Consider the following 24,400-nt stretch of genomic DNA (forward strand, 5'->3'; position numbering starts at 1 on the left):
GATGCGCGCGGCTGCGGAGGCGGCGCGCGGCGAATCGAGCGAGCCGTCGAGGCCGACGCGCACCGCGGGCAGCGCGCCGGCGGCGCTGGGGTCCCAGGCCTCACCGGGCGCCACCGTGTCGGCGAACGCGAACTCGACGGCCGGATCCCCCGCAGGCGCGAGGCGCACGCCCATCCGCTGCAGCGCGCCGCGCAACACCTCTCCACGCGCGGGATCGCTGCACGCAACGCTCGCGACGCCGCCGGCGAGCATGCGGTTGCCCGCGCGCGCTGCCGCGCGGAGCGCCCGCTCGGCCGCGAGCCGCTGCGGCGCCCCGATCCCGCTCGCTTGGGTGGCTGCCTGGGGGGTTCGCTCAGTCACGGTGCTTCGACGCTTTCTCGCTGGGGTCGGCTGATTCTTCGGGCGGCGTGGCCTCGCGCTCCGCCTCCACCTGTTTCGCTCGCTCGGCGCAGGCGAGCTCCGGGTCGTCGGGAAGTTCGAGCGCCGCGCGGGCCGCCGCCGCGGCGTCCGCGCTCTCGGCGGCGCCCTCCCACGTGTACTCGAGGGCTGCCGCGGCGTCGAGCTTCGCGAACTCACGCGCCTGTGCCTGGTCGCTCACGAGCGTGGCGCGCACCGCCTCCACCTCGGTCGCGGCGGAACTCGGCCACACCGCTCGCTCGGGATCGAGGCGCTTCGCGCCAGCGGAGCTCTGCGTCGCGACCTCGGCGAGCGCCGCGGCGAGGGGTGCGACGTCGCGGTCGCCGAGCGTCACCGCGACGCGGAGGCGCTCGAGTTCGGCATCGGCCTGATCCCACGCAGCGTTCACCGGGCACACCGCGTCGAGATACGCCGTGCCGGCCTCGCTCGCCGAGAGCACCTCCGGCTCCGGTTCGGGGGCGCCAGCGCAGCCGCTCAGCACGATCGCGGAGATCAGCAGGGTGGCCGCCGCCCCGCAGCGCTTCCCGCTCAGGCGCGACATCTTTCCCATAGCCTCAGAATATCCCGTGCGCCTGTCCGGGCCCGCGGTTAGGCTGAGCGCATGGCCAGATACCTCACCGAAGACCAGGCTGCAGCCGACGGCTTCCAGATCGTCCACGAGCCAGACACGTCGAACTTCTTCGTCGTCCACACGGCGGCCGACGGGACCGCGAGCTCCGTCGGCTCCGCGCACTACACGCTGCGTGGCGAGGCGGCAACGGGCGGCGACGCGGCCGCCGCAGCCGCAGCCGGGAGCATCGACTTCGACAGCACCGTCGTCGATCCCGCGTACCGGGGCACCGGACTCTCTGGGCTGCTCGCGCACCGCGCCGTGACCGACGAGATCGTGCGCGGGCGGCACGTGCGCGCGTCGTGCTGGTTCATCGAGGGCTACCTCGCGCGCCACCCCGAGCTGCTCGCGGAGGCCGGCGCGCTCGCGTAGCGCCGCGGGGAACGCCGCACACCCCGGGCACGCGGCGATCCGCATGTCCGGGGTGTGTGCTCGTTCGCCGCGCTACCTGATGCGCTTCCGGTAGATCGCGATCGTCGAGACGTAGGCGACACCCAGGATCGCGACGAGCCAGGCGATAGCGACCCAGATCTCGCTGCCCACCGGGGTGCCGGCGAAGAGCGCCCGGATCGTGTCGACGATCGAGGTGACCGGCTGGTGCTCAGCGAACCAGGCGACCGGCCCGGGCATCGACGTGGTCGGCACGAACGCCGAGCTGATGAAGGGCAGGAAGATCAGCGGGTAGCTGAACGCGCTCGCCCCGTCGACGGTCTTCGCGGAGAGGCCGGCGATCACCGCGACCCAGGTGAGGGCGAGCGTGAACAGCGCGAGCATCCCACCCACCGCCACCCAGGCCCCTACCGAGGCTCCCGTGCGGAAGCCGAGCAGGAGCGCCACCCCGATCACGAGCGCCACCGACACCAGGTTGGCCGCGAGCGAGGTCAGCACGTGCGCCCACAGCACGCTGGAGCGCGCGATCGGCATCGACTGGAACCGCTCAAAGATCCCGCCCTGCATGTCGAGGAACAGCCGGTACGCGGTGTACGCGATTCCCGAGGCGATCGTGATGAGCAGGATCCCCGGCAGCAGGTAGTTGATGTACGAGGTGTCCGCTCCGGTGGTGATCGCCCCACCGAGCACGAACACGAAGAGGAGCATCAGCGCGATCGGGGTGACCGCCGTCGTGATGATCGTGTCGGGGCTCCGCAGGATGTGGCGGAGCGAACGCCCGGTCAGGATCCGGGTGTCGCCGAGCACGTGTGCACTCATCGTTCGTCCTTTCTGCGTGCGCTGTCCGCGCCGATCACCGCGAGGAACACGGCTTCGAGCGACGGGCGCTTCTCCACGTACTCGCGCTCTGGGGTGGGCAACAGCTGCTGCAGCTCGCTCAGCGTGCCCTCCTGGATGATCGTGCCCTCGTGCAGGATCGCGATCCGATCCGCGAGCTGCTCGGCCTCCTCCAGGTACTGGGTCGTGAGGAGCACCGTCGTGCCGGCGCGCGCCAGCTCCGAGATCATGCCCCACACTTCGAGGCGCGCCTGCGGGTCGAGGCCCGTGGTCGGCTCGTCGAGGAAGATGATCGCCGGATCCCCGACGAGGCTCATCGCGATGTCGAGCCGCCGCCGCATCCCGCCCGAGTAGGTCCCGGCGCGGCGGCCGCCGGCGTCCGTCAGCGAGAACCGCTCAAGCAGACGATCGGCCACGCGTCCGGGCTCCTCGAGGTGGCGCAGGCGCGCAACGAGCACGAGATTCTCGCGCCCCGTGAGCACCTCGTCGACCGCGGCGAACTGGCCGGTGAGGCTGATCGCGCCGCGCACCGCCTCCGCTTCGGTGGCGACGTCGAAGCCGCCCACCCGCGCGGTGCCGGCGTCGGCGCGCAGCAGCGTCGCAAGGATGCGCACGAGGGTGGTCTTGCCCGCCCCGTTCGAGCCGAGCAGCGCGCACACCGTACCGGGGGCGACCTCCAGGTCCACGCCGCGGAGCACGCGGAGCTCCCCGAACGACTTCTCGATGCCCCGGACGCTGAGCGCGGGGGCGTTCGCTGTCCCGACGCTACTCATGGCGGGGCTCTGCTTCCCCCGCGGCTGCGCCCAGCGCGGCGGCGACCGACGCGCGGAGACGAGCTCGCTCCTTGTCGATCCATTCCTTGCCGCGGTACGCGAGCGCGAACTCCTCGGCGAACGTCACGGGGTCCTCCCCGAGGATGTCCTGCACGGGGGTGCCGTCAACAGCGGCGCGCTCCCACAGGTCAACGTGGTCGCGGAGCATCTCGACGAGCGTCTCGCCGTCGGCGATGCTGCCGTAGTAGGTGAAGTACCGCTGCAGCGCCTTCGCGGTGGCCTGGTAGGGCTCGGGCAGGGCGTCGATCCGCGCCATGTCTGCTCGGTACTGCTTCTTCTGCTCCAGTGAGCCGGTGAGGGTTTCGATCCACTTTGCGGCCATGATCAGGCTCCTTCGGTGAGAGTGTTGGGGGTATGTGGGGTGGGGGTGGCGCGAGTGGGGTGCGGCGCGCGGAGCGCCGTGATCCGGGCGTCGAGGGTGTCCCAGGTGTCCCAGAACTCGGTGAGCTGGGACTCCCCCTCCTTCGAGAGCGCGTACACCTTGCGCGGCGGGCCCTTCTCCGACGGCACCTTCTCCACCGCGACGAGGCCCTTGCGCTCGATCCGCACGAGGAGCGCGTACACGGTGCCCTCGGCGATGTCCTCGAACCCGGCCCCGCGCAGGCGCGCGGTGATTTCGTATCCGTACGTCGGTTCGCCCGACAGGATCGCGAGCACGATGCCCTCGAGTGTGCCCTTCAGCATCTCGGTCATCTGGTTCGCCATTTCGCCTCCTACTCAGCGTCGCTATCTACCGCTATACAGTAACACCGAGTACCGGTATTTAGCAACGCCAAGTACCGACCTTCCCCGCGGCCCTGCGCCCCGCCCTGCCCGCCGCCCTGCCGCCCCACCCCGGCAATTAAGTAAGGGTTTGCACCGCTAGGGCCTCGGTAATCCGGCCACAACTCACGCCAAGTTTTGGGTGCGTTGCCCCCTCTTCACTTTCGGGAGGGTTTGCACCGCTTTGGCTGGGTCTATTCGGCAGAAAGTCGTTCGAAGTTCTCGTCGGCGGGACCACCGCCGCCGAATGTCAAACGCCGCGGGCGAGTTCCCCGCCAACCGTAATCAGCGATCCGCGATCCGCGATCCGCGATCCGCGATCCGCGGGAGAGTTTGCGCCATTTCGGAGGGACCAGAACGGCGCAGAGTCCAACTAAGTTGCGTGTGGGCGGGGCGGGGCTGGCCTTCAGGGGTTCCTGCCGGCACGGTCGCGCCAGAGCGCTACGCCGTACCGCGATCCTTTCGCTTGAAGAGGCGGGGACGATCCTGCTTTGCGCCCGGCGCCTCCGCGACCTGCTCCTGGATGAGTGCGGTCAGATCCTTCTCGATGAGCTGCTGGATCCGGCTCTCTCGAGCATCCCGATACTCCTCGGAGTCCCCACCGCTGTAGTACGGGTGGGTGGCGCGTTCCTTCAGCGAATCGCCGATCTCGTCCCACGCCATCGAACGCGCACGCTCAGCAGTCGCACGGAGCGACTCCTCGTCCGCGGCGCGCGCGTGCAGCTCAGCGGCGACCTGCTCGTAGACCTCTTGGCGGTGCTTCAGGGTGCGGTTGTCGTCGTTGCCGTAATCCGACTCGCTCCACGAGCTGCGCCCGGTGTCCCGAATCTCCCCGCGCATCCGGGCGATGTGGCGCGCATCGCGCTCCCGCTCGGCGGCGAGATCCTCGGTTGCCGAGCGCACCATGTCAACGATCTGCGCCTCGTCGTAATCGACGTGCTTCTGCAGGGCGTTCATGATGATCGCGTTCTTCACAGACATGCGCACCGCGACATCCGCGACGAGCAATCCCTGCTCAACGATCTCCTCCACGGGGGCGAGCACCCGCTTCGGCAGTCGTCGCAACGGGCGCGCACCGCCGCGTTTGCGCTTCTTCGACCAGCCGAACACTGTGCTCCTCTCGCGCGCCCGCGTGGGCACTTCCCCCATTATCCAGGATCGGACCGTGCGAGCGCAGCACTCAGTACACAGTGTCTGCCACGCAGGGCCGCACCGCGGACTCCCCGATCCCAATCTGATCCTGTGCACCACCTGGGCACAGGGGGCGCACGGGTGTGCAACACTGGAAATGACCCCCGACGCTGGGGTGCGGACGAGGGAGCAGTACCCGCACACTGACGACTGCCAGAGAGATGTCACTGTGACCCTCGCATGGATTGCGTTGATCCTGAGTGGAATGCTGGAGGCGGTCTGGGCGACCGCGCTCGACGCTTCGAAAGGCTTCCGAAAGCTGTGGCCAACGGTCGCCTTTCTCGCCTCATACCTCGCCAGCATGGCTGGCCTTGCCTACGCAATGAGCATGATCCCGGTCGGCACAGCGTACGCGGTGTGGGTGGGGATCGGCGCGGTGCTCACCGCCGCCTGGGCAATGCTCACCCGGAAGGACCGCGCCACCGTGTTGCGGGTCGTCCTGCTCGCAGGGCTCATTGCCTGCGTGGTTGGCCTGAAGGCGGTGAGCTAGCCATGACTGAGCAGTTCGCACACGGATCCGCGCCGACTGGAGCGGGGGCCGCGCTGTCGCCGACGCCCGAGGAGAAGAGCGCTTCGACGCGCCACTGGGTGATCCTGTTCGCGAGCGCCGTGCTTGAGGCGGTGTGGGCGCTCGCGCTGAAGGAATCGCACGGCTTCACGGAGTTGATGCCGTCGATCGTGTTCTTCATTGCGAATCCGATCAGCCTCTTCGGGCTCGGCTACGCGATGCGCGGCCTGCCGGTGAGCGTGGCCTACGCGATCTGGACGGGTCTCGGCGCGGCGCTGACGGTCGCGGCGTCGTTCGTGCTGGGGCTCGAAACCCCGTCCGTGGTGAAACTCGTGTTCCTCGTGGGAATCGTCGGCTGCGTGATCGGTTTGAAGTTCGCGAAAGATCCCGCCCCGAAGGGGTGAAATTGAGGGTTGGGCTGGCTGGGTTGGCTGGGCCGGGCTGGGTGACGGCCCGGGCCAGCCGCCCCGGCCTGCCCCGGCCCGAGCCGGCCCGCGCCGTGTTTGGTGCGAGTGTGATCCGCTATCGCCGGGGATAACGCACCAAACTCTCACTAAATGGGAGTTTGGACCGAGACCGTCACCGGAGCGGATCCCGGCTCCCCGACCCCGGGCACCCCAGCGCGCAGCGCGCCCGAAGCTACGCCGCAGCCTCCTGCAGCGACACCCACATGGCCGCGGCAGCGGCGGGGCCGAGACTCACCGGCTCGCCGGCGCCCCCGACCCGCACGGTCACCGTCTCGGAGTACGGCTCACCTGGCAGCACCTCAAGCTCGGCGTCCACCACGAGCCCACGGCTCGCAAAGTACTGCAGCATCGCGGTGTCCGAGTCGGAGATCCGCTCGACGCGCACCCGGTTCGGCGCCGGCACGCCCGCGAGGATAACCGCGTCGGGGCGGTGCACGCGACCATCCGCGCTCGGGATCGGATCGCCGTGCGGATCCCGCGTCGGGTAGCCAAGCGCCCGGTCGACCCGGTGGATCAGCTCGTCGGAGACGGCGTGCTCAAGCCGGTCGGCCTCGGCGTGCACCTCGTCCCACTCGTAGCCGAGCGCCTGCACCAGGTACGTCTCGAGCAGCCGGTGCCGCCGGATCATCGACACCGCGTGCTCCCGGCCCAGCTCGGTCAGCGTGACGCTGCCGTAGCGCACGTGCCCGATCAGTTCGAGCTCCGAGAGTTTCCGCAGCGCGTCCGACACCGTCGAGAGCCGCACCCCGGCGGCCTCGGCGATGGCCGAATTCGAAACTGGCGCGTCAGACCACTCCTGCAGCCCCCAAATCACCTTGAGGTAGTTCTGCATGCTCGCGGAAAGATCGTCAACACTCACGCCCCAAGGATATCCCGCGACGCCAGCGAAACCCGGAAATCCGCAGCGCCCCGGCGCGGCCCCGCCTCGGCCACGCCTCAGTGCGCGTCGAGGATCCCGCGCAGCCGCCCGAGCGCCCGCGCGAACTCCGCATCGTCCGAGCCGCCCATACCGAGCACGAGCCCGGTCATTCCCGGGGCGCGCTCACCGCGCTGCCAGTACCCGGCGAGGCCCTGCACGCCGAGCCCGTCGGCGTGCGCCGCGGCAAGCACCGCCTCCTCGCGCGACGGCGCGGCGGGATCCCGATCGGCGTCACGGGTTCCGGTGCGCGGCAGGAACTCGAGCACGGCGTGCAGTCCGCCATCCATCGGGCGCACACGGACGCCGGGCGCCGCCGCGAGCGCGTCGGACACGGCGTCGCGCCGCGCCGCATAGCGCCGCAGCATCCTGGCCGTGTGGCGCCGCAGCTCCCCGCTCGCGAGGTACGCCGCGAGCGCCGCCTGCACCACTCCGGAGACCGGCCCGCCGAGCTCGCGCCGCACCGGCTCGATGAGCGACCGCAGCCCGGCAGGCGCGAGCAGGTACCCCGCCGAGAGCCCCGGCGCGATCGTGCGCGAGAACGTGCCGAGCAGCACGACCGAGCCGCGATCCGGATCGTCGAGCGCGGCGAGCGTCGGCAGCGCGCTGCCCGTGTACCGGAGCTCGGAGTCGAAGTCGTCCTCCACCACGACAACGCCGGTGCGCCGCGCCCACGCGAGGAGCGCTCGCCGGCGCGGCAACGGCAGGGAACCGCCGAGCGGGTACTGGTGACTCGGCGTGACGATGACGACGTCGAGCAGGCCGTCGGGCAGCCGACTCGTGTCGAGCCCCTCGCCGTCGGCTGGGAGTGCGACGATTCGCGCACCGGAGCGCTGGGCGGCGCCGCGGAGTGACGGCAGACCGGGATCCTCCACCCCGACGACGAGTTCGCGCCCCCGCGTCGCGCCGAGCGCCGTGAGCAGCAGCCCGAGCCCATCGCGGGTGCCAGCGGTGACGAGCACGTCGCCCGCGGCGCGCGCAGTGGCGCGCATGCGGCGGAGGTGGTCAGCAATCTCGGTGCGGAGCGCGGGATCTCCGAGCGCTGGCGGCACCGCATCGACGCGCGCGGCGGCCTGACGCCAAGCGCTGCGCCAGGCCGGGCCGACGACGGTGTCCGTGATCGGCTGGCCGGGGGTGAGCGGTGCTGGCGGGGCATCGTGTTCGAGCGGGGTGCCGGCCTCTGCCCCTTCGGCGTCCCCGGTCGCGCCAGCGCGCCGCGGCGGTTCCGGTGCGCGCCGATCCCGATCTGCTTCGGATCCCCACGGCGCCGCCTGCTCGGTGCGCGCCAGCGCCGGATTGACCATCGTTCCCCGGCCGTGCGTCGCGGCGAGGTACCCCTCAGCGATGAGCTGCTCGTAGGCGGCGACCACGACGCCGCGCGCCACGCCCAGCCGTCGCGCCAGCTCGCGCGTCGCGGGGATGTGCTCTCCCGGGCGCAGCGTTGCCGCGTCGATCGCTTCGCGGAGCGCCGCGGCAATCTGCACCGGAAGCGGGGCCTCAGCGCCACGGTCGAGGTGCACGGGGAACGTGCCGCTCGCGCCACCCGCCCCGCTCACGAGAACTGCACCGTTCGGTCGGCGAAGCGGCGCCGCATGACGTCGGTCGCCTCGGGGTTGTCGTCGATCAGCACGAAGCGCCGGCCCAGCTCCGCGGCCGCGGCCCCGGTGGTGCCACTCCCCGCGAAGGCGTCAAGCACCCAGTCCCCCGGCCGCGTCGACGCCTGAATAATGCGGCGCAGGATCCCGACGGGTTTCTGCGTTGGGTAGCCCGTGCGCTCGCTGCCGGTCGGCGACACGATCGTGTGCCACCAGGTGTCGGTGGGCAGCTTGCCGCGCGCGGCCTGTTCAGGCGTGACCAGCCCGGGGGCCATGTACGGCTCGCGATCCACCGCTTCGGCGTCGAAGTAGTAGAAGTCGGGCAGCTTCGCGTAGACGAGGATGTTGTCGTGCTTCGCGGGCCACCGGCGCTTGGTGCGCGCGCCGTAGTCGTACGCCCAGATGATCTCGTTGATGAAGCACTCCGGCCCGAACATCGCGTCGAGCAGCACCTTCGCGTAGTGCACCTCGCGGTAATCGAGGTGCAGGTACAGCAGCCCGTCCGGCGAGAGCACCCGCCAGGCCTCCTCGAGGCGCGGCTCGAGGAACTCCCAGTAGTCGACGAAGCGGTCGTCGTATGCGAGCGTCATCTCCCGCGTCACGTCGTACCCCTGCCCGCGGAATCCGAGCCTGCCGCCCTCGGCGCGCACGCCGCGCACGCGCTCGGTTTGCCTGGCGCGGCCCGTGTTGAACGGCGGATCCAGGTACACGGCGGCGAAGGCGCTTCCCGGGAGATCGCGCAGGATCGGCAGGTTGTCGCCCTCGAACACCCGGTCAGGTCCGGACGGATCCCAGCGTACATTCACCCCACCAGCGTACCCGGCGCGCTAGCGTGGAGCTGGCGGCGCAGCGCACCTCGGCGGTGCGCGGGACGAGTCGAGGCGCCGCGCCCGTTGGCAGAAGGAGTGTCCATGATTGACCTCGGAATGATCACGCTCGACACCGTCGACCCGAGGCCCCTGTCCGCGTGGTGGGCGGAGCGGCTGGGCGGCGAGGTGGTCTTCGACGCGGAGGGGTGGTTCTGCATGGTGCGCGTGCCGGGGATGCCGCTCGCGCTCGGCTTCCAGAAGGTCGAGGAGCCGACGCCCGGGAAGAACCGCATGCATTTTGATCTCAACCGCTCGGCGGACGTGGATCGCGACACCGTGGTTGCCGAGTGGACCGCGGCCGGCGCCCGGCACATCGGACTGCGCGGCGAGCAGGACTTCTCCTGGGATGTGTTCGCGGACCCTGACGGGAACGAGTTCTGCATCGGCGACCCGCACGAGTAGTCGGGGGGGGCTCGGGGCTTGGGGCTGGGCCTTGGGCCTAGAACCCGGGGACCCGGACCCCGCACCCCAGAACACGCAGGAGAAATCGTGAATTTCGGAGCCGTAGGCCGGGGTGCCTCCGAGATATCAGATTTCTCCGCCTGAATGTGTGAACACCCGAGCACCTGAACGCGTGAATGCGTGAACGCCTGAATGTGTGAATGCGTGAACGGGCGGACGAGCAGACATCCCACCACCCCACCAACCGCCACCCCACCACCCCGAAAGGATCCCCTGTGAACACCGCACGCGTGCGCGAGCACCTCGAGTCGCTCGGCTGGACCGGCGAGATCCTCGAGTTCACCGAGTCGAGCGCCACCGTCGAGCTCGCCGCCGCGAAGGTCGGCACCGAGCCGGCGCGCATCGCGAAGACGCTGGGCTTCACGGACCAGGGGAACGCCGACGGCGCGGTGCTCGTCGTCGCCGCGGGCGACGCGCGGGTGCACGGCGGCAGCTTCAAGCGCGCGTTCGGGGCGAAGCCGCGCATGCTGCAGGGTGACGCCGTCCGCGAGCGCACCGGCTACCCGATCGGCGGGGTGTGCCCGTTCGCGCCGGCGCCGGGCGCACGCGTGTTCCTCGACGCGTCGCTACGCCGCTTCGCGAGCGTGTTCCCCGCGGCGGGCACGGCGACGAGCGCCGTCGAGATCCCCGTCGACCGACTCGCCGAGCTGACGGGCGCCGAGGGCTGGGTGGACGTGACGGTGGGCTGGCAGCCCGCCGAGTCCTAGAGCTCGGGCGCGAGGTCGAGCGGCCACTCCCCGTCACGCAGATCGGGATCGAGGATCGCCGCGACCTCCGCCGGGTCGAGCTCCGCGATGGTCGCGGGGCGCCACGCCGGGGTGCGATCCTTGTCGATCACCTGCGCGCGCACGCCCTCGGCGAAATCAGGGCGTGCGCCGAGCCGGCCGAGCACACGCAGATCGTCGGCGAGCACCGCAGCGAGGTCGAGCCGCAGGCGGCGCGTCCGGTCGAGCTGCGCGAGCGTCGCCACCACCGACGCCGGGCACATGCCGCGCACGGTCGCGGCGACCTCAGCGGCCGCCGGCGCTGGGCTCGCGTCGAGGGCGGCGAGCAGCCGGGTGGCCGCACCGATCGGGTCGGGGTGCACCGCTGCGTCGGCGGCCGGGGCGTGCGCGCCACCGAGCGCGAACTCCGCGATGGGCGTCCACCACGCCGCGGCCGCGGCGACGGGGGTGGCCGCTGGCGGCGCCTCGGCGAACCTCGCGCACGCCGCCGCTGGCGTCTCCCCTGCGGCGAGCGCCGCGCGCAGCTCGGGGAGCCGTTCCGAGGGCACGAACCAGTCGGCAAAGCCGAGCGCGATCGCGTCGCCAGCACCGAACTCGCCGGCGGTGACCGCGAGGAGCTCGCCGAGCCGGCCCGGGGCGCGTGCGAGGAGGAGGTGGCCGCCGACATCCGGCGCGATCCCGATGCGCACCTCGGGCATCGCGAGGCGGCTGCGCTCGGTGACGATGCGCTGCGCGGCGTGCCCGCCGAGCCCGATGCCTCCGCCCATCGCAATGCCGTCCATGATGGCGACGACGGGGATCGGTGAGCGCGCCACCCAGTGGTCGACGGCGTACTCGAGCGCGAGGATCCCGCGCGGATCTGTGCCGGAGATCTCCTTGATGTCGCCGCCGCCGCAGAAGCCGCGCTCCCCGGCGCCGTCGAGCACGATCGCCCGCGGGGCGTCCGCGCCGCCCGCGCTGTCGCGCGCGTCGCGGAGGGCGCGGGCGAGGATCCCGAACATCTCGTTCGACAGCGCATTGATGGCGCGCGGCCGGTTGAGCGTGATGTGCGTGATCGCGCCGTCTCGCCGCACCAGGACGAGGGGCTCGGCGGTCTCGGGGCTCGGGGTCGCGGCTACGGTGCTCATGCCAGCACCGTAGCAGGCGCCCCGGACACTACGGCGTGGGCTGCAGCGCGTCGTAGCGCATGAAGCCGCGCGCGGTGCGGGCGAGCACGAGCATGACGCCGAGGATCACGAGCCCGCCTAGGAGCGGTGGCGCCCAGAGCGCGATGAGCGTTGCCACCCCGCCGGCGATGAGGTCGCCGACGCGCGGGCCGCCGGCCACGACCACGTAGAAGAGGCCCTGCATGCGGCCGCGCACGTCGTCTGGCGCCGCGGTCTGGAGGATCGTGGTGCGGAACACGGCGCTCACGTTGTCGGCCGCGCCGGTGCCGGCGAGGGCGAGCCCGCCGAGCACGATCGCGGGGATCACGGGGCTCTCCGGGGCGCGGCCGCCGCCCACGATGCCCGTGATGAGCAGCACGAGGCCGAAGAGCGCGGTGCACGCGCCGAAGGCGGCGATCGCGAAGGTGACCGCGCGCCCCTGCCGCCGCACCGCGCCGAGCGGGCCGGAGAAGAGGCCGCTGAGCAGCGCACCGATGGCGAACGACGCGGTGAGCACGCCAACGGTGACGGGGCCGCCGCCGAGCACGAGCGCGCCGGCCGCGGGGAACACCACGCGCGGCGAGCCGAGGGTCATCGCGATGAGATCCCACACGAACGTGGCGCGCACGTTGGGAGCGGTGCGCAGGAAGCGGAGGCTCTCGATCACGGAGCCGAGCCCCACCCGACCGCGCTCCCCCTCCGGCACCATCGCCGGCAGGCTGAGGATCCCGAGGAAGGCCGCGGTGAAGAGCACCGCGTCGAGCAGGTACGTCCAGGGGAAGCCGACGCTCGCGACGAGCACGCCAGCGACCGCGGGGCCGACGGTGATCGCGAGCCCCATCGTGATGCCGCTGAGCGCTGCGGCCGCTGGCAGCAGCTGCGGCGAGAGCAACCGGGGCAGGATCGCGCCGCGGGTTGCGCCGAGGATCGTTGCGGATGCCGCGTTGACCGCCGCGAGGAGATAGTAGGGCCAGGTTACCGTGACCCCGAGGAACGCGATCACCGTCATCGTCCCGATGCTGCTCCACGCGATGAGCGCGGTGATGAGCGAGACGCGCCTGCGGTCGAAGCGGTCGGCGAGCGCGCCGCCGACGAAGCCGGCGAGGATCATGGGGCCGAGCGCCCAGAGCGCGACGAACGACACGGCGAGCGTCGACTGCGTGAGCGCGTAGACGTGCAGCCCGACGGCGACGATGGTGATCTGGGCGCCGATCTGCGCGACGGAGGACCCGATCCACAGCTTCGCGAAGGCCGGGCTCGCGCGCAGCGGGGTGACATCGACGAGCAGGGAGCGGAGGCGACGGCGCGGCTGCCGTTCATCGGAGGTCACTGCAGCACGCTATCAGGCGCCTCCGACGGGCACGAGACCGGTAGGCTCGAGGCCGTGTTCGATGATCGGTACGACGGGGATCCACTCGCCCGAATGAAGCCCAAGCGCGGGCCAGTGCAGCGGCGCGAGGTGGTGCTGGCCAAGAACCTCGTGGTCGAGCACAGTGAGACTGAGTGGTGCGGCGCCGTCGTTGGCGCGCGCGAGGGCCTCGTGCAGCTCGAGGACTTCCGCGGCAAGGTGCGCGCGTTCCCGCTGAGCGACGGTTTCCTCATCGACGGTGAGCCGGTGCAGCTCGTGCTGCCGAAGCGGCAACCGTCCGGCCGCGCGCGCACCGCATCCGGCTCGTTCGCCACGGCACCGCAGCGCGCACGCGTCGCAATGCCGAGCCGGATCTTCGTCGAGGGCAAGCACGACGCCGAGCTCGTCGAGCAGGTGTGGGGCGATGACCTCCGCGTCGAGGGCGTCGTGGTGGAGCTCCTGCAGGGCGCCGACAACCTGGCGGCGGTGCTCGCCGACTTCGGGCCGGGGCCCGAGCGCCGCGCCGGCGTGCTGCTCGACCACCTCGTGACCGGCAGCAAGGAGACGCGCATCGCCGAGCAGATCGCGCGCGGCCCGCACGGTCAGCACGTGCTCATCGTCGGCCACCCGTTCGTCGACATCTGGCAGGCCGTGAAGCCGGCACGGGTGGGGCTCACCGAGTGGCCGGTGATCCCGCGCAGCATCGAGTGGAAGGCCGGGATCTGCCGGGCGCTGGGCTGGCCGTCCGACGAGCCGGCCGACATCGCCGAGGCGTGGTCGCGCATCCGCGGCAGGGTACGAAACTTCCGTGACCTCGAGCCGGAGCTCGTCGGCCGTGTCGAGCACCTCATCGACTTCGTGACGGTCGGCTGAGCGCGACCAGTCACGGCGGCTCCCGCGCCGCTCACCCGGCGCGTCGCGTCCCCCGTGCGCGAACACCGGGCACGCGCGGGCGCTGCGGGATTACCATGAGATTCCACGCACGTGCAGGAGGTCTCCGGTGTCCAAGCCAGCGTTTCTTGTGATCCCGCAGTGGCAGGGGTCGCCATCGTCACGCGCCATGCGCCTCGTCGAGGGGGCCGAGCTGCTCCGCGAGGATCTCCCGCCCAGCGCCAGGGTCGACGTGTCCGTGCCGCTCGAGGCCGGCGACGCGCTCGGCACCCCGGTGGCGCGCCTGAGCAGCATGGTGCAGGCCCGCGCCGCTGCGCGCGAGGCGATTGCGGCGAGCGCCGCGCGCGGCCTCGACACCCCGATCCTGGTGGGCGGCGACTGCGCGTCCTCCCTCGCGGGGCTCGAGCACGCCACCGCGCAGGCCGACGGCGCGCACGAGCTCGCCGTGCTGTGGTTCGACGCGCACCCGGATCTGCAGCACCCCAGCACCTCGCCGTCTGGTGCGGCGTCGGGGATGACGCTGCGGCACGCGCTCGGCGACGGCGCGCAGGATCTCGCGCTGCGGGTGCCGGTCGCGGCCTCAGCGGTGCGCCTCGTCGGGGCGCGCGCGTTCGATCCCGAAGAGCTTGCGGAGACGGAATCGCGCGGGATCCAGGCGCTCGCCGCCGACGCGGATCCCGCGGTGTTTGCGGAGCAGCTCGTCTCGGCGATCGGCGGCGCCACCCGGCTCTACATCCACATCGATCTCGACGTGCTCGACCCGGCCGAGTTCGCTTCGGTGCACACACCGGTCCCGTTCGGGCTCACGCTGGCGCAGCTCACCTCCGGCATCCGCGCGGCGGTGGCCGCCGTGCCGCTCGCCGGGGCCGCGATCTGCGAGTTCGCCCCGGCCTCGCGTGACGCCGCGGCCGCCGACCTGCCGAGCGTGCTGCGCGTGCTCGGTTCGCTCACCTCGGCGCTGCCCAGGGGCGCGGCGTGAGCGGGCGTCCGCTGCCGCTCGCGCGCTTCGGCCACGCGTACGCGACCGCCGTCGGCTTCGCGTGGGGGCTGATCTGGAGCACCGGGAAGATCGAGCGCCACGAGGGACTCTGGGTGTTCACCGGGATGCCGAAGTGGACGTTCGGCCGGGGTGGCGTGTGCGTTGGCTCGTGCTACCTCACGGACCGGAACACGCGCCCATCGGTGCTGCGCCACGAGCTCGTGCACCGCGAGCAGTGGCGGCGCTACGGGCTCGCGCTGCCGTTCCTGTACGCACTCGCGGGGCGCGATCCGCTGCGCAATCGCTTCGAGGTCGAGGCTGGGCTGCGCGACGGCGGCTACGTGCGCTGAGCGGGGTCGCAGGGATCCCCAGCACCGCCGGCACCGCCAGCACCGCCCGAGCCTCACGTCGCTCATAGACTGTGCACATGACGACCACCGCTGCGCAGGATCCCGAATTCCGCTTCCTCGCGGGCGACGCGGCACGCGTCGGCCGAACGACGGCGCTGCCGCCGGTCGAGCGCGTGGCCGCACGCGTCGGCGAGGGCCGCGAACTCAGCGGGCTGTCGTTCGAACCGCACACGCCACCGCAGCTCGTCGCGCTGCACGGTGCCGGGCTGAATGCGCACAGTTTCGATCCCCTGCTGCTCGCGCTCGACGTCCCAGCGCTCGCGCTCGACCTGCCCGGGCACGGCAGGAGCGCGTGGCGCGCGGACGGCGACTACCGCCCCGACCACCTCGCCGTCGACGTGGAGACCGCGCTCGAGCAGCGCGCGCCCGAGCCGGTGGTGTTGCTCGGCCACTCGCTCGGCGGGCTCACCGCGGCGCTCGTCGCGGCGGCGCGGCCCGAGCTCGTGCGCGCCCTCGTGATCGTCGACCTCACGCCCGGGGCGTCCCCGCAGCGCGACGCCGGCAGCATCACCGAGTTCATTCGCGGGCAGCGCAGCTTCGCGAGCGTCGACGAGATCGTCGACCGCGCGATCGAGTTCGGGATCGGGACGGACCGCACCGCGCTCACCCGCGGGGTGACGCTCAACACCCGTGCGCGCAGCGACGGGCGGCTCGAGTGGACACACCACCTCGCGCACCTGCCCGCGGCGCTGCCCGGCGATCCCGCGCGGGAGGATCCGCAGCCGTACGCCCCGATCTGGGCGTCGCTGCAGACCGTCACCGCACCGATCCTGCTGGTGCGCGCCTCGCGCGGGCTCGTCTCCGCCGAGCTCGAGGCCGAGTGGCGCGCGCAGCTGCCCACCGCGCGGGTGGTCACGGTGGCCGGGACGCACAATCTCCACGAGTCGGCGCCGCGCGAGCTGGCCGCCGTGATCGTGCCGCTCCTGCGCGAGTTCGGAGCGTCGCCGGCGGCCACCGCGAAATAACAACACTGCAACAAGGCTCGCCTCAGGTGGAGTCAGCGCGTGCTGCGGCGTATTCTCGGTCACCGATGCTCGCGCAGGGCCGCGCGTGGAATCGCCGTCTTTCCTACCGCGACCCCGCGCGTTCGACCTGAGGAGCCCCTCCCGTGCCTGATCGTCCCCGTCCCGATGCTGCCGTGCCCGCAGCCGAGCACCGCAGCGCGCGCTCGGCGAGCACTCAGCGGCCGCGCTGGCGGCGCGGCAGGGCCCTCGCCGCAGCGCTCGTGCTCGCGCTCGGGCTCGGGGCGATCGGCATGGGCGCGTTCGCGCTCGTGCGCCCCGCGGGCAGCGCGGAGTCCAGCGCGCGGATCGGCGTGATCCTCGAGCCGACGAGCCTCGACGTGCGCCGCACCCCGGGGGTGGCGAGCGGACAGCTGCTCATCGACAACGTGTTCCAGGGCCTCGTTGGGATCCGATCCGGCTCGGTTTCGGAGATCGTCCCGGTGCTCGCCACCGAGCTCCCCGAAGTCAGCGCCGACGGCACGGAGTACACGTTCACGCTGCAGCGCGGCGTGCGCTTCCACTCGGGCGAGCGGCTCTCCGCCGACGATGTGGTGGCCTCGCTCAGCGAGACGCTCACCACCGAGCGGGTGGGCTTCACCCCACGCGCGATCACCCGGGTGAACGCGCGCACCGTGCAGATCACGCTCGCCGAGCCGAACCGCGAACTCATGCGCGCGCTCGCCGGAGCCCCGGGCCTGATCGTGCGTGCAGAGGACGCCGGCGAGGATGGCGCCAGCGAGTCCGGCGCCGCGCAGGACGACGCGCAGGCGGCCGTCTCCGTGGACGGCACCGGCCCGTACCTCGTCACCGAGTGGGAGCTGGGCGACCACCTCACGCTCACGAAGAACCCGAAGTACTGGGGAACGCCTGCCACCCTCGACACGGTCGACTTCCGCTTCCTCACCCAGGGGCGGCAGGCGGTGCAGGCGCTGAAGTCGGGCGAGGTGGATGTGCACACGGCGCTCCTGCCCTCGCTGCGCGAGGAGTTCGCTGGCAACCCCGACTTCACGCTCACCCGCGCGGCCGGCCCGGACGTGTTCACGCTCGCGTACAACTCGGAGAAGGCACCGCTCTCCGACCAGCGCGTGCGCACGGCGCTCAGCCTCGCGATCAACACCGAGGCGATCATCGCCTCGCAGAACGGCGACGGCACTCAGCTCGGCGGCCCGATCTCCGCCGGCGAGCCGGGCTACGCGGACCTCACCGCGGTCAACGCGTACGACCCGGCCGCGGCGAAGCAGCTGCTCAGCGAGGCCGGCCAGGAGCACCTGAACCTCACCCTCTCGGTGCCCGACCACTACGACGCTGCCCCGCTCGACCTGTTGAAGAGCCAGCTCTCCGCGGTGGGGGTCGCCGTCACGGTGCGCGAGCTGGAGTTCCCGGTCTGGCTTGAGCAGGTGTACACGAATCACGACTACCAGCTCAGCTACGTCGACCACGCCGAGGCAGACACGCTGGCCGCGTACGCGAACCCGGAGTCGTACTTCGGTTACGACAGCGCGTTCGTGCAGGATCGCTTCGCGGCGGCCGCTGCGAGCACCGACGCCGACGAGGCAGCGAGGCTCCGGGGCGAGGCCGCCGCGCGCGTGGCCGAGGACGCCCCGGCGAAGTGGCTCTACAACTACACGCCGACCAACGTCGTCGGGCGGCACGTCTCGGGCTTCCCGAGCGCGAACACCAACGCGCGGATCAACCTCGCCGGTGTGACGGTCTCCCCGCGCTGAGGCCTGGGTGCTCCGGGGCTCCCGGCGCCAAGCGTTCCCGACGATTTCCTGACACTCTGATCCGGAATCTCTCCCCGGAACCGGATCAAACTCGCACAAAGTACGAGTCTGGGCCGCTTCGGGTCGGGACCGCGCCAAGTCTTGGCCGTCTAGGAACGGGGCCGTGCCGGGTCGCCAGCGACCCTGCGCTCCGGCGCTCCGATGACTTCCTGACACTCCGATCCGGAATCGCTCGCCGGAACCGGATCAAACCCGCACAAAGTGCGGGTTTGGGCCGTTTGGGATCCAGGCCGCGCCAGGGCCGCGCGGGATCCAGACCCGCGCCGCTACTCCGCGCGGAGGCCCTGCAGGATCGCGTTGCGCAGGTCGACGGGAGCCGCGTTCTCGCGCTCCTCCTCGCAGGCGCGCCGCACCACCTCGGTGAGGCGCAGGCACACGCTCTGCTCGTTCTGGCACCCCGGGCACGTCTCGATGTGCTCACGGATGGGCGCCGATTCCTCCGCGCACAGCTCGCCGCGAAGCAGCTCGTAAAGATTCGCTTTCGCCTTCTCGCAACCGCAGTCGCTCATGACGCGTCTCCCTTCACTGATGCTGTCGCAGCCGATTTCTTCGATGTCTTCGTAGTGAGTCCAACGCCCTGCTCGCGCGCGTATTCCCCAAGTGACTTGCGCAGTCGCGCGCGGCCGCGGTGGAGCCGGCTCATCACGGTGCCGATCGGCACCCCGGCAATGTCGGCGATCTCCTGGTAGCTGAACCCCTCGACGTCGGCGAGGTAGACGGCCATCCGGAAGTCCTCGGGCAGCGCGTTCAGCGCGTCGGTGACCACGGTGTCCGGGGTGCGGTCGATCGCCTCGGCCTCGGCGGAGCGCGACGACATCGCGGTGGTCGACTCCGCGCCGCCCAGCTGCCAGTCCTCCAGCTCCTCGACGACGCCGAGGTGCGGCTCGCGCTGCTTCTTCCGGTACGTGTTGATGTACGCGTTCGTCATGATCCGGTACAGCCAGGCCTTGAGGTTCGTGCCCGCCTCGAACGAGGCGAACGCTGCGAACGCCTTCGCGAAGGTCTCCTGCACGAGATCCTGCGCGTCCGGCGGGTTGCGCGTCATCTTCATCGCGGCCCCGTACAGCTGGTCCAGCAGCGGGAGCGCCTCGTCGGTGAAGCGCTGCTCGAGCTTCGCCTGGGATCCGGTATCAGTCACGATCCCGATCCTAGCGGGGCAAGCTCAACGCCGGCGTGATCGCGCGCTGCGCCGCCGCCGGCCGGGTAGACTCGGTGGGGATGCTGATAGGAAAGATGAACTCCGGCAAGGACGGCGATGAGGCGCGCTCCGGCGTCGCCATGTCCGAGGCGATCCCGCACTGGCCAGCGCCGCACGGCGCGAGCCCGCTGAACGCGCACTTCGCGCTGCCCGGTTCGAAGTCCCTGACCGGGCGCGAGCTCATCCTCGCCGCGCTCGCCGACGGCCCTGGCACGCTCCGCGCGCCGCTGCACTCCCGCGATTCCGCGCTGATGGTCGAGGCGCTGCGCGCACTCGGCACCGAGATCACGGAGCTGCCGAGTGCGAACCCGTTCGGCGCCGACTTCCGCGTCGTCCCCGCGAGCGAACTCACCGGCTCAACGAGCATCGAGTGCGGCCTCGCCGGCACGGTGATGCGCTTCGTTCCCCCGCTCGCGGCGCTCGCCCTCGGCCCCGTCGCCTTCGACGGCGATCCGTACGCGAGGAAGCGGCCCATGCGCCCGCTCCTCGACGCGCTGCGCGCGCTCGGCGCCGACGTCGCCGACGAGGGCCGCGGCGCGCTCCCCTTCACCGTGCACGGTGCGGGAGCGCTGCGCGGCGGCCGCGTGGAGATCGACGCGTCGCTCTCCAGCCAGTTCGTGTCCGCACTGCTGCTCGCAGGGCCCCGCTTCACCGACGGCGTGCACGTGGTGCACACGGGCGAGCGGGTGCCGAGCGTGCCGCACATCGAGATGACGCTTGCCGCGCTGCGCGCACGCGGCGTCGATGCGTCCTCCCCTGCGCCCGGCGAGTGGCGCGTCGCCCCCGGTCCGATCGGCGCGCTCGACACCACGATCGAGCCGGATCTCTCGAACGCGGCGCCGTTCCTCGCCGCCGCGCTCGTCGCGGGCGGTAGCGTCACCATCTCCGACTGGCCGGCCTCGACCACGCAGGTCGGCGATCAGCTGCGCACCCTGCTCCCCGCGTTCGGCGCGGAGATCGCCGTCGCGGCCGACGGCGCGGTGACCGCGCGCGGCGACGGCGTGCTGCGCGGCGTGCACCTCGACATCCCCGAGGCCGGCGAGCTCGCCCCCACCCTCATCGGCCTCGCCGCGCTCGCCGCGCACGGCAGCGACGGCACGGACGGCGTGGCGAGCGAGATCACGGGCATCGGGCACATCCGGCACCACGAGACCGACCGGATCGCGGCGCTCGTCGCGGAGATCCGCGGGCTCGGCGGCGACGCCGAGGAGCTGCCGGACGGCATCAGGGTCTCCCCCGCCGCGCTGCACGGCGGCGTGTGGAACAGCTACGCCGACCACCGCATGGCGACGACGGGCGCGGTGATCGGCCTCCGCGTTCCCGGCGTCGAGGTCGAGGACATCGCGTGCACGAGCAAGACGCTGCCCGAGTTCCCGGAGCTGTGGCAGCGCATGCTCGGCATCAGCGCCGGTACCGAGGGCGAGCCGCTCGACGCGGTCGCGGTGCTGGGCGTCGAGGGCGCGCAGGCCGCGAGCCCCCTGCTCGGTGGGCTCGGCCGCGCCGCGCGCTCCTTCATCGAGGGGCTGTAGGCGTGAGCTGGCTGCTCCCCGACGACGAGGACGTGCCGTACGGCGAGTACGCCGACCATCGCGTGCGCGAGCGCCCGAACCCGAAGGCGAACCGGCCGCGCACCAAGCGCCGCCCCGACCACGACGACGCGATCGTCGGGATGGTGACGGGGGTGGATCGCGGCCGCTACGCGGTGCTCGTGCCTGCCGGCGCCGACCCTGCGGATCCGCGCGAGCGCGAGATCGTCGCCGCGCGCGCACGCGAGCTACGCCGCACCCCGATCGTGATCGGCGACCGCGCCCAGCTCGTCGGCGACACGAGCGGCGCCGAGGGCAGCCTCGCGCGCATCGTCGGCCTTGACGAGCGGCGCACCCTGCTCCGCAGAAGCGCCGACGACAGCGACACCGTCGAGCGGGTCATGGTGGCAAACGCCGACCAGATGCTCATCGTCATCGCCGCGGCGAACCCGGAGCCGCGCGTGCGGCTCGTCGACCGCTACCTCGTCGCGGCGTACGACGCCGGCATCCAGCCGCTGCTCTGCATCACGAAGGTGGACCTCGCGGATCCCGACCCGTTTCTCGCGCACTTCGCCGCGCTGGAGGTTCCCGTCTTCCGATCGGCGCGCGGCTCGGAGCCGCTCGCCGAGATCCGCGCGGAGCTCGCGGGGAAGACCACGGTGTTCGTCGGGCACTCGGGCGTCGGCAAGTCGACGCTCATCAACGCGCTCGTGCCCGAAGCGGAGCGCGCAACCGGGCACGTCAACGAGGTGACCGGGCGCGGCAGGCACACGTCCTCGTCGTCGGTGGCGCTGCGCGCTGCGACGCCTGGCGCGGCGGACGGCGAGACGGGGTGGGTCATCGACACCCCCGGCGTCCGCTCGTTCGGGCTCGGCCACGTGACGAGCGAGGGGATCCTCCGCGGCTTCACCGACCTCGCGGCGCTCATCGAGCGCTGCCCGCGCGGCTGCACGCACCAGGACGACGCGCCCGACTGCGAGCTCGACGCCGCGATCGCGGACGGCCGGCTCGACGAGCTCGGCGCGCTGCGCGTTGAGTCGCTCCGGAGACTCCTCAAGTAGCTCGCTAGGCTGGAGGCATGACCGAACGCGTGATCCTCGAGCCCGGACAGCCAGCCCCCGACTTCGCACTCCCCGATCAGGAGGGGGTGACCCGCTCCCTCGCCGACTATCGCGGCGAGAAGGTGGTGCTCTTCGTGTACCCGCAGGCCATGACCCCAGCGTGCTCGAAGGAGGCGTGCGAGTTCCAGGAGTCGGTGGCCCCGCTCGCCACTGCCGGCTACCGCGTGCTCGGCCTGTCGCGCGACGAAGTGGAGCGCCAGCGCCGCTTCGCCGACCGCGACGGCCTCGAGTACCCCCTGCTCAGCGACCCGGACACCGCCGTGCACCGCGCCTACGGCGCGTTCGGCGAGAAGAACAGCTACGGCCGCATCATCGAGGGCGTGATCCGCTCAACGTTCGTCATCGACGAGCAGGGGCGCATCGAACACGCGCTCTACAACATCAAGGCGACCGGGCATGTCGCGCGCGTGCGCAAGCTGCTCGGGATCGCGGCCGACTGAAACACGACCGCCCCGCTGCGCGCTGCCGCGCGAAGCGGGTGACCGGACGCCCTCGCTAGCTCGTGAGCTCGGCGGGGGCGTCTGGCTTTGCCAGCACCGCGGCGACGAAGCCGACGAGCGCGAGGACGAGCAGTTCGAGGCCGAGGGTCGTCTGGGGCCCGAGCAGGCCCTGCAGGATCCCGGTTGCCGCCGCGAACAGCAGCACGTGGATCGTGATGGCCGAGCCGCGCACCCAGCTCGCGCGGCGCGTCCACGCGCCCCACGCGGTGATCGCGATCCAGCCCCACCAGATCGCGACGGCGAGCAGCAGGCTCAGGCGTCCGCCGAGCGGCTCGTCCGACGCGGCGAAGAATCCGCCTGCCACGTTCCAGAGCAGCCACGCACCGCCAACGACCTCGAGCAGCAGCACGATTCGGAGCGCGACCCAGCCCACCCGCGTTGGAAGATGATCAACGGGTGTCGCGTTCATTTCGGCTCTCTTTCCCAGTGATTGCGAATTGACTATTGATTTGCATTCATTTCCGTGGAACTATATATTCCGTCGAGTTTCGCGCACACCGACGTGAGCATTCTCAGCCACGTATTCAGGTTACGGCGGCGCGAATTCTAGGCTATCCGGTCTCTCCCGAATTCGTGCGCCCAGCGTTGCACAGAAGGAGATCATGATGGATTGGCGTGAACAGGCCGCGTGCCTCACCGTAGACCCCGAGCTTTTCTTCCCGGTCGGGAACACCGGCCCGGCGGTTGAGCAGATCGAGCGCGCCAAGTCGGTCTGCGCACGCTGCACCGTCACCGAGATGTGCCTCCAGTACGCCATGGACACCGGCCAGGACTCCGGCGTGTGGGGCGGCCTCAGCGAGGACGAGCGTCGCGCGCTGAAGCGCCGCGCCGCCCGCGCACGCCGCGCCTCCTAACCTTCACAGCGCGCGAAACTCGCAGCGACGCGCTGCACGCAGCAGGTCCCGGCACTCCACACGGAGTGCCGGGACCTGCTGCGTTGGTGGCGCGGCGGCGTGCGCTCCGGCCCGCGCCTACAGCTCCGTGAGCCACTTCCCGAAGTCGGGGGTCGCATCGATGATGCTGCGCGTGTACGCGTGGCGCGGATCGCGAAACAGCGTGTCGGTGTCCGCGGATTCGACGATCTCCCCGCGATCCAGCACGGCGATGCGCTGCGCGAAGTTCCGCACGAGCGCGATGTTGTGCGTCACGAAGAGGAGCGTGAGGCCGCGCTCGGCCTGCAGCCGTGCCAGCAGCTCGACGATCGACGCCTGCACGGACACGTCGAGCGCCGAGGTGATCTCGTCGCACACGAGGATCTCTGGCCGCATCACGAGCGCGCGTGCGATCGCGACGCGCTGACGCTCACCACCGCTCAGTTGCTCCGGGTGCCGCGCCNGTCGCACACGAGGATCTCTGGCCGCATCACGAGCGCGCGTGCGATCGCGACGCGCTGACGCTCACCACCGCTCAGTTGCTCCGGGTGCCGCGCCGCGTGATCCGGGCGGAGCTGGGCCTGCTCGAGCGCCTCGGCGACGCGCGCCGCACGCTCGGCCCGGTCGAGGCGCTGCCCGCCGCCGCGCACCCGCAGCGGCGCCTCGATGAGCTCGTGCACCGTGCGGCGCGGGTTGAGCGAGTCGTACGGGTTCTGGAACACGTACTGGATTCGCGCGCGCTGCTCGGGGAGCCGATCGGCGCTGCTGGCGCGCAGCTGCTCGCCGTGCAGGTCGAGCTCGCCGGCGCTCGGCCGGTGCAGGCCGACCACGCAGTTGCTCAGCGTCGTCTTCCCCGAGCCAGACTCCCCGAGCAGGGCGACGCACTCGCCGGGCCACAGCTCGAGGTCGATGCCGTGCAGCACCTCGGCTGAGCGATACCCCGCGCGGAGCCCGCGGATGCGCAGGCTCGGCTCGCCGGTGCGGGGCGTTGCGGGAGCGGCCGGCGCGCTGGCATCCCGCGGCGCCCCCGGCGCCCCGGG

The 24,400-nt window shown here is 71.7% G+C and carries 30 protein-coding genes and 1 pseudogene; 14 read left to right on the plus strand and 17 right to left on the minus strand.

Annotated features, from left to right (window positions below):
• Together EGM46_RS12695 and EGM46_RS12700 are read right to left on the minus strand one after the other, a co-directional pair.
• Positions 1-360, minus strand: a pseudogene (locus EGM46_RS12695) (hypothetical protein); the annotation flags it as partial.
• A complete protein-coding gene (locus EGM46_RS12700; protein ID WP_125100511.1) occupies positions 353-967 on the minus strand; it encodes a hypothetical protein in 615 nt (204 codons plus the stop codon). The gene EGM46_RS12700 and the pseudogene EGM46_RS12695, both read right to left, overlap by 8 nt.
• 51 nt (positions 968-1,018) lie before the next feature.
• Between EGM46_RS12700 and EGM46_RS12705 the strand changes: the two genes are divergently transcribed.
• Positions 1,019-1,399 (plus strand): N-acetyltransferase, encoded by a 381-nt coding sequence (locus tag EGM46_RS12705; RefSeq protein WP_125100512.1) that lies wholly within the window; start codon positions 1,019-1,021, stop codon positions 1,397-1,399.
• A gap of 72 nt (positions 1,400-1,471) precedes the next feature.
• Here EGM46_RS12705 and EGM46_RS12710 read toward each other — a convergent pair whose 3' ends face one another.
• From EGM46_RS12710 to EGM46_RS12730, 5 genes are all read right to left on the minus strand, one after another.
• Entirely contained in the window at positions 1,472-2,236 is a 765-nt protein-coding gene (locus EGM46_RS12710) for an ABC transporter permease (RefSeq protein ID WP_125100513.1), read from the minus strand.
• Positions 2,233-3,027 carry an ABC transporter ATP-binding protein gene (locus EGM46_RS12715; protein WP_125100514.1) on the minus strand — a complete coding sequence of 265 codons (795 nt, stop codon included), beginning with the start codon at positions 3,025-3,027 and terminating at the stop codon, positions 2,233-2,235. Before EGM46_RS12715 ends, EGM46_RS12710 begins: the two co-directional genes overlap by 4 nt.
• Positions 3,020-3,409 (minus strand): DUF1048 domain-containing protein, encoded by a 390-nt coding sequence (locus EGM46_RS12720; RefSeq protein ID WP_125100515.1) that lies wholly within the window; start codon positions 3,407-3,409, stop codon positions 3,020-3,022. Before EGM46_RS12720 ends, EGM46_RS12715 begins: the two co-directional genes overlap by 8 nt.
• Before the next feature lie 2 nt (positions 3,410-3,411).
• Positions 3,412-3,792 (minus strand): PadR family transcriptional regulator, encoded by a 381-nt coding sequence (locus EGM46_RS12725; protein WP_125100516.1) that lies wholly within the window; start codon positions 3,790-3,792, stop codon positions 3,412-3,414.
• A 498-nt stretch (positions 3,793-4,290) separates the two neighbouring features.
• On the minus strand, positions 4,291-4,959 hold the full coding sequence (locus EGM46_RS12730) for an asparagine synthase (protein ID WP_125100517.1): 669 nt from the start codon (positions 4,957-4,959) through the stop codon (positions 4,291-4,293).
• Positions 4,960-5,209: 250 nt separating this feature from the next.
• Here EGM46_RS12730 and EGM46_RS12735 point away from each other — a divergent pair, with 250 nt between their 5' ends.
• Positions 5,210-5,530 carry a DMT family transporter gene (locus tag EGM46_RS12735; protein ID WP_277425222.1) on the plus strand — a complete coding sequence of 107 codons (321 nt, stop codon included), beginning with the start codon at positions 5,210-5,212 and terminating at the stop codon, positions 5,528-5,530.
• Between the two features lie 2 nt (positions 5,531-5,532).
• Positions 5,533-5,952: an SMR family transporter gene (locus EGM46_RS12740; protein ID WP_125100519.1), complete on the plus strand. Its 420-nt coding sequence runs from the start codon at positions 5,533-5,535 to the stop codon at positions 5,950-5,952.
• A 235-nt stretch (positions 5,953-6,187) separates the two neighbouring features.
• Here EGM46_RS12740 and EGM46_RS12750 read toward each other — a convergent pair whose 3' ends face one another.
• The 3 genes from EGM46_RS12750 to EGM46_RS12760 all read right to left on the minus strand — a co-directional run bounded on the left by EGM46_RS12750 (position 6,188) and on the right by EGM46_RS12760 (position 9,332).
• Positions 6,188-6,874, minus strand: a complete 687-nt coding sequence (locus EGM46_RS12750) for a metal-dependent transcriptional regulator (RefSeq protein ID WP_277425223.1) — start codon at positions 6,872-6,874, stop codon at positions 6,188-6,190.
• A 77-nt stretch (positions 6,875-6,951) separates the two neighbouring features.
• Positions 6,952-8,487 carry a PLP-dependent aminotransferase family protein gene (locus EGM46_RS12755; RefSeq protein WP_125100520.1) on the minus strand — a complete coding sequence of 512 codons (1,536 nt, stop codon included), beginning with the start codon at positions 8,485-8,487 and terminating at the stop codon, positions 6,952-6,954.
• The gene (locus tag EGM46_RS12760) at positions 8,484-9,332 is read right to left on the minus strand and encodes a DNA-methyltransferase (protein WP_125100521.1); all 849 of its coding nucleotides are present in this window, start codon (positions 9,330-9,332) and stop codon (positions 8,484-8,486) included. The genes EGM46_RS12755 and EGM46_RS12760 overlap by 4 nt, the downstream gene beginning before the upstream one ends.
• Positions 9,333-9,437: 105 nt before the next feature.
• Between EGM46_RS12760 and EGM46_RS12765 the strand changes: the two genes are divergently transcribed.
• Both EGM46_RS12765 and EGM46_RS12770 read left to right on the plus strand, forming a co-directional pair.
• Positions 9,438-9,797, plus strand: a complete 360-nt coding sequence (locus EGM46_RS12765; protein ID WP_125100522.1) for a VOC family protein — start codon at positions 9,438-9,440, stop codon at positions 9,795-9,797.
• A gap of 275 nt (positions 9,798-10,072) precedes the next feature.
• Entirely contained in the window at positions 10,073-10,564 is a 492-nt protein-coding gene (locus EGM46_RS12770; RefSeq protein ID WP_206427574.1) for a YbaK/EbsC family protein, read from the plus strand.
• Here EGM46_RS12770 and EGM46_RS12775 read toward each other — a convergent pair.
• Both EGM46_RS12775 and EGM46_RS12780 read right to left on the minus strand, forming a co-directional pair.
• Positions 10,561-11,709: an enoyl-CoA hydratase/isomerase family protein gene (locus EGM46_RS12775; RefSeq protein ID WP_125100524.1), complete on the minus strand. Its 1,149-nt coding sequence runs from the start codon at positions 11,707-11,709 to the stop codon at positions 10,561-10,563. The two genes, EGM46_RS12770 and EGM46_RS12775, sit on opposite strands and share 4 nt — an antisense overlap.
• Positions 11,710-11,737: 28 nt before the next feature.
• Entirely contained in the window at positions 11,738-13,057 is a 1,320-nt protein-coding gene (locus EGM46_RS12780; RefSeq protein ID WP_125100525.1) for an MFS transporter, read from the minus strand.
• 54 nt (positions 13,058-13,111) lie between these two features.
• Here EGM46_RS12780 and EGM46_RS12785 point away from each other — a divergent pair, with 54 nt between their 5' ends.
• From EGM46_RS12785 to EGM46_RS12805, 5 genes are all read left to right on the plus strand, one after another.
• The gene (locus EGM46_RS12785) at positions 13,112-13,948 is read left to right on the plus strand and encodes a DUF3097 family protein (RefSeq protein ID WP_125100526.1); all 837 of its coding nucleotides are present in this window, start codon (positions 13,112-13,114) and stop codon (positions 13,946-13,948) included.
• A gap of 127 nt (positions 13,949-14,075) precedes the next feature.
• Entirely contained in the window at positions 14,076-14,945 is an 870-nt protein-coding gene (locus EGM46_RS12790) for an arginase family protein (RefSeq protein WP_125100527.1), read from the plus strand.
• On the plus strand, positions 14,942-15,295 hold the full coding sequence (locus EGM46_RS12795; protein WP_125100528.1) for a Fe-S oxidoreductase: 354 nt from the start codon (positions 14,942-14,944) through the stop codon (positions 15,293-15,295). The genes EGM46_RS12790 and EGM46_RS12795 overlap by 4 nt, the downstream gene beginning before the upstream one ends.
• A 77-nt stretch (positions 15,296-15,372) precedes the next feature.
• The gene (locus EGM46_RS12800) at positions 15,373-16,320 is read left to right on the plus strand and encodes an alpha/beta fold hydrolase (protein WP_125100529.1); all 948 of its coding nucleotides are present in this window, start codon (positions 15,373-15,375) and stop codon (positions 16,318-16,320) included.
• Between the two features lie 143 nt (positions 16,321-16,463).
• Entirely contained in the window at positions 16,464-18,083 is a 1,620-nt protein-coding gene (locus tag EGM46_RS12805; RefSeq protein ID WP_125100530.1) for an ABC transporter substrate-binding protein, read from the plus strand.
• A 326-nt stretch (positions 18,084-18,409) separates the two neighbouring features.
• Here EGM46_RS12805 and EGM46_RS12810 read toward each other — a convergent pair whose 3' ends face one another.
• Both EGM46_RS12810 and EGM46_RS12815 read right to left on the minus strand, forming a co-directional pair.
• Positions 18,410-18,652 carry a zf-HC2 domain-containing protein gene (locus EGM46_RS12810; protein WP_125100531.1) on the minus strand — a complete coding sequence of 81 codons (243 nt, stop codon included), beginning with the start codon at positions 18,650-18,652 and terminating at the stop codon, positions 18,410-18,412.
• Complete coding sequence (locus EGM46_RS12815) at positions 18,649-19,281, minus strand: sigma-70 family RNA polymerase sigma factor (RefSeq protein ID WP_125100532.1); 633 nt, start codon at positions 19,279-19,281, stop codon at positions 18,649-18,651. The genes EGM46_RS12810 and EGM46_RS12815 overlap by 4 nt, the downstream gene beginning before the upstream one ends.
• An 80-nt stretch (positions 19,282-19,361) precedes the next feature.
• On the opposite strand from EGM46_RS12815, the gene aroA reads away from it, so the two are divergent.
• The 3 genes from aroA to EGM46_RS12830 are packed head-to-tail and all read left to right on the plus strand — an operon-like array spanning position 19,362 to position 22,428.
• A complete protein-coding gene (gene aroA / locus EGM46_RS12820; RefSeq protein WP_125100533.1) occupies positions 19,362-20,870 on the plus strand; it encodes a 3-phosphoshikimate 1-carboxyvinyltransferase in 1,509 nt (502 codons plus the stop codon).
• Between the two features lie 2 nt (positions 20,871-20,872).
• Complete coding sequence (rsgA, locus tag EGM46_RS12825; protein ID WP_125100534.1) at positions 20,873-21,928, plus strand: ribosome small subunit-dependent GTPase A; 1,056 nt, start codon at positions 20,873-20,875, stop codon at positions 21,926-21,928.
• 17 nt (positions 21,929-21,945) lie between these two features.
• Positions 21,946-22,428, plus strand: coding sequence for a peroxiredoxin (locus tag EGM46_RS12830; RefSeq protein ID WP_125100535.1), 483 nt, complete (start codon positions 21,946-21,948; stop codon positions 22,426-22,428).
• A 55-nt stretch (positions 22,429-22,483) separates the two neighbouring features.
• On the opposite strand, the gene EGM46_RS12835 is transcribed toward EGM46_RS12830, so the two are convergent.
• Positions 22,484-22,897 carry a hypothetical protein gene (locus EGM46_RS12835; RefSeq protein WP_125100536.1) on the minus strand — a complete coding sequence of 138 codons (414 nt, stop codon included), beginning with the start codon at positions 22,895-22,897 and terminating at the stop codon, positions 22,484-22,486.
• Positions 22,898-23,093: 196 nt separating this feature from the next.
• Here EGM46_RS12835 and EGM46_RS12840 point away from each other — a divergent pair, with 196 nt between their 5' ends.
• Complete coding sequence (locus EGM46_RS12840; RefSeq protein WP_010156721.1) at positions 23,094-23,342, plus strand: WhiB family transcriptional regulator; 249 nt, start codon at positions 23,094-23,096, stop codon at positions 23,340-23,342.
• A 117-nt stretch (positions 23,343-23,459) separates the two neighbouring features.
• Here the strand turns inward: EGM46_RS12840 and EGM46_RS15145 are convergent, their stop codons facing one another.
• Positions 23,460-23,831 carry an ATP-binding cassette domain-containing protein gene (locus EGM46_RS15145; RefSeq protein WP_206427575.1) on the minus strand — a complete coding sequence of 124 codons (372 nt, stop codon included), beginning with the start codon at positions 23,829-23,831 and terminating at the stop codon, positions 23,460-23,462.
• A complete protein-coding gene (locus EGM46_RS14865; protein WP_431194086.1) occupies positions 23,801-24,283 on the minus strand; it encodes an ATP-binding cassette domain-containing protein in 483 nt (160 codons plus the stop codon). Before EGM46_RS14865 ends, EGM46_RS15145 begins: the two co-directional genes overlap by 31 nt.
• Between the last annotated feature and the right edge of the window lie 117 nt (positions 24,284-24,400).

The sequence above is a fragment of the Leucobacter chromiireducens genome (assembly GCF_003917135.1).
GTDB classification, from domain to species: Bacteria; Actinomycetota; Actinomycetes; order Actinomycetales; family Microbacteriaceae; genus Leucobacter; species Leucobacter chromiireducens_A.

What these genes read in the sequence shown, in the direction of transcription:
- EGM46_RS12700 (WP_125100511.1), bottom strand. Translation starts at nt 967, where the DNA reads ATGGGAAAGATGTCGCGCCTGAGCGGGAAGCGCTGCGGGGCGGCGGCC.
- EGM46_RS12705 (WP_125100512.1), top strand. Translation starts at nt 1,019, where the DNA reads ATGGCCAGATACCTCACCGAAGACCAGGCTGCAGCCGACGGCTTCCAG.
- EGM46_RS12710 (WP_125100513.1), bottom strand. Translation starts at nt 2,236, where the DNA reads ATGAGTGCACACGTGCTCGGCGACACCCGGATCCTGACCGGGCGTTCG.
- EGM46_RS12715 (WP_125100514.1), bottom strand. Translation starts at nt 3,027, where the DNA reads ATGAGTAGCGTCGGGACAGCGAACGCCCCCGCGCTCAGCGTCCGGGGC.
- EGM46_RS12720 (WP_125100515.1), bottom strand. Translation starts at nt 3,409, where the DNA reads ATGGCCGCAAAGTGGATCGAAACCCTCACCGGCTCACTGGAGCAGAAG.
- EGM46_RS12725 (WP_125100516.1), bottom strand. Translation starts at nt 3,792, where the DNA reads ATGGCGAACCAGATGACCGAGATGCTGAAGGGCACACTCGAGGGCATC.
- EGM46_RS12740 (WP_125100519.1), top strand. Translation starts at nt 5,533, where the DNA reads ATGACTGAGCAGTTCGCACACGGATCCGCGCCGACTGGAGCGGGGGCC.
- EGM46_RS12765 (WP_125100522.1), top strand. Translation starts at nt 9,438, where the DNA reads ATGATTGACCTCGGAATGATCACGCTCGACACCGTCGACCCGAGGCCC.
- EGM46_RS12775 (WP_125100524.1), bottom strand. Translation starts at nt 11,709, where the DNA reads ATGAGCACCGTAGCCGCGACCCCGAGCCCCGAGACCGCCGAGCCCCTC.
- EGM46_RS12800 (WP_125100529.1), top strand. Translation starts at nt 15,373, where the DNA reads ATGACGACCACCGCTGCGCAGGATCCCGAATTCCGCTTCCTCGCGGGC.
- EGM46_RS12810 (WP_125100531.1), bottom strand. Translation starts at nt 18,652, where the DNA reads ATGAGCGACTGCGGTTGCGAGAAGGCGAAAGCGAATCTTTACGAGCTG.
- aroA (WP_125100533.1), top strand. Translation starts at nt 19,362, where the DNA reads ATGCTGATAGGAAAGATGAACTCCGGCAAGGACGGCGATGAGGCGCGC.
- EGM46_RS12830 (WP_125100535.1), top strand. Translation starts at nt 21,946, where the DNA reads ATGACCGAACGCGTGATCCTCGAGCCCGGACAGCCAGCCCCCGACTTC.
- EGM46_RS12835 (WP_125100536.1), bottom strand. Translation starts at nt 22,897, where the DNA reads ATGAACGCGACACCCGTTGATCATCTTCCAACGCGGGTGGGCTGGGTC.
- EGM46_RS12840 (WP_010156721.1), top strand. Translation starts at nt 23,094, where the DNA reads ATGGATTGGCGTGAACAGGCCGCGTGCCTCACCGTAGACCCCGAGCTT.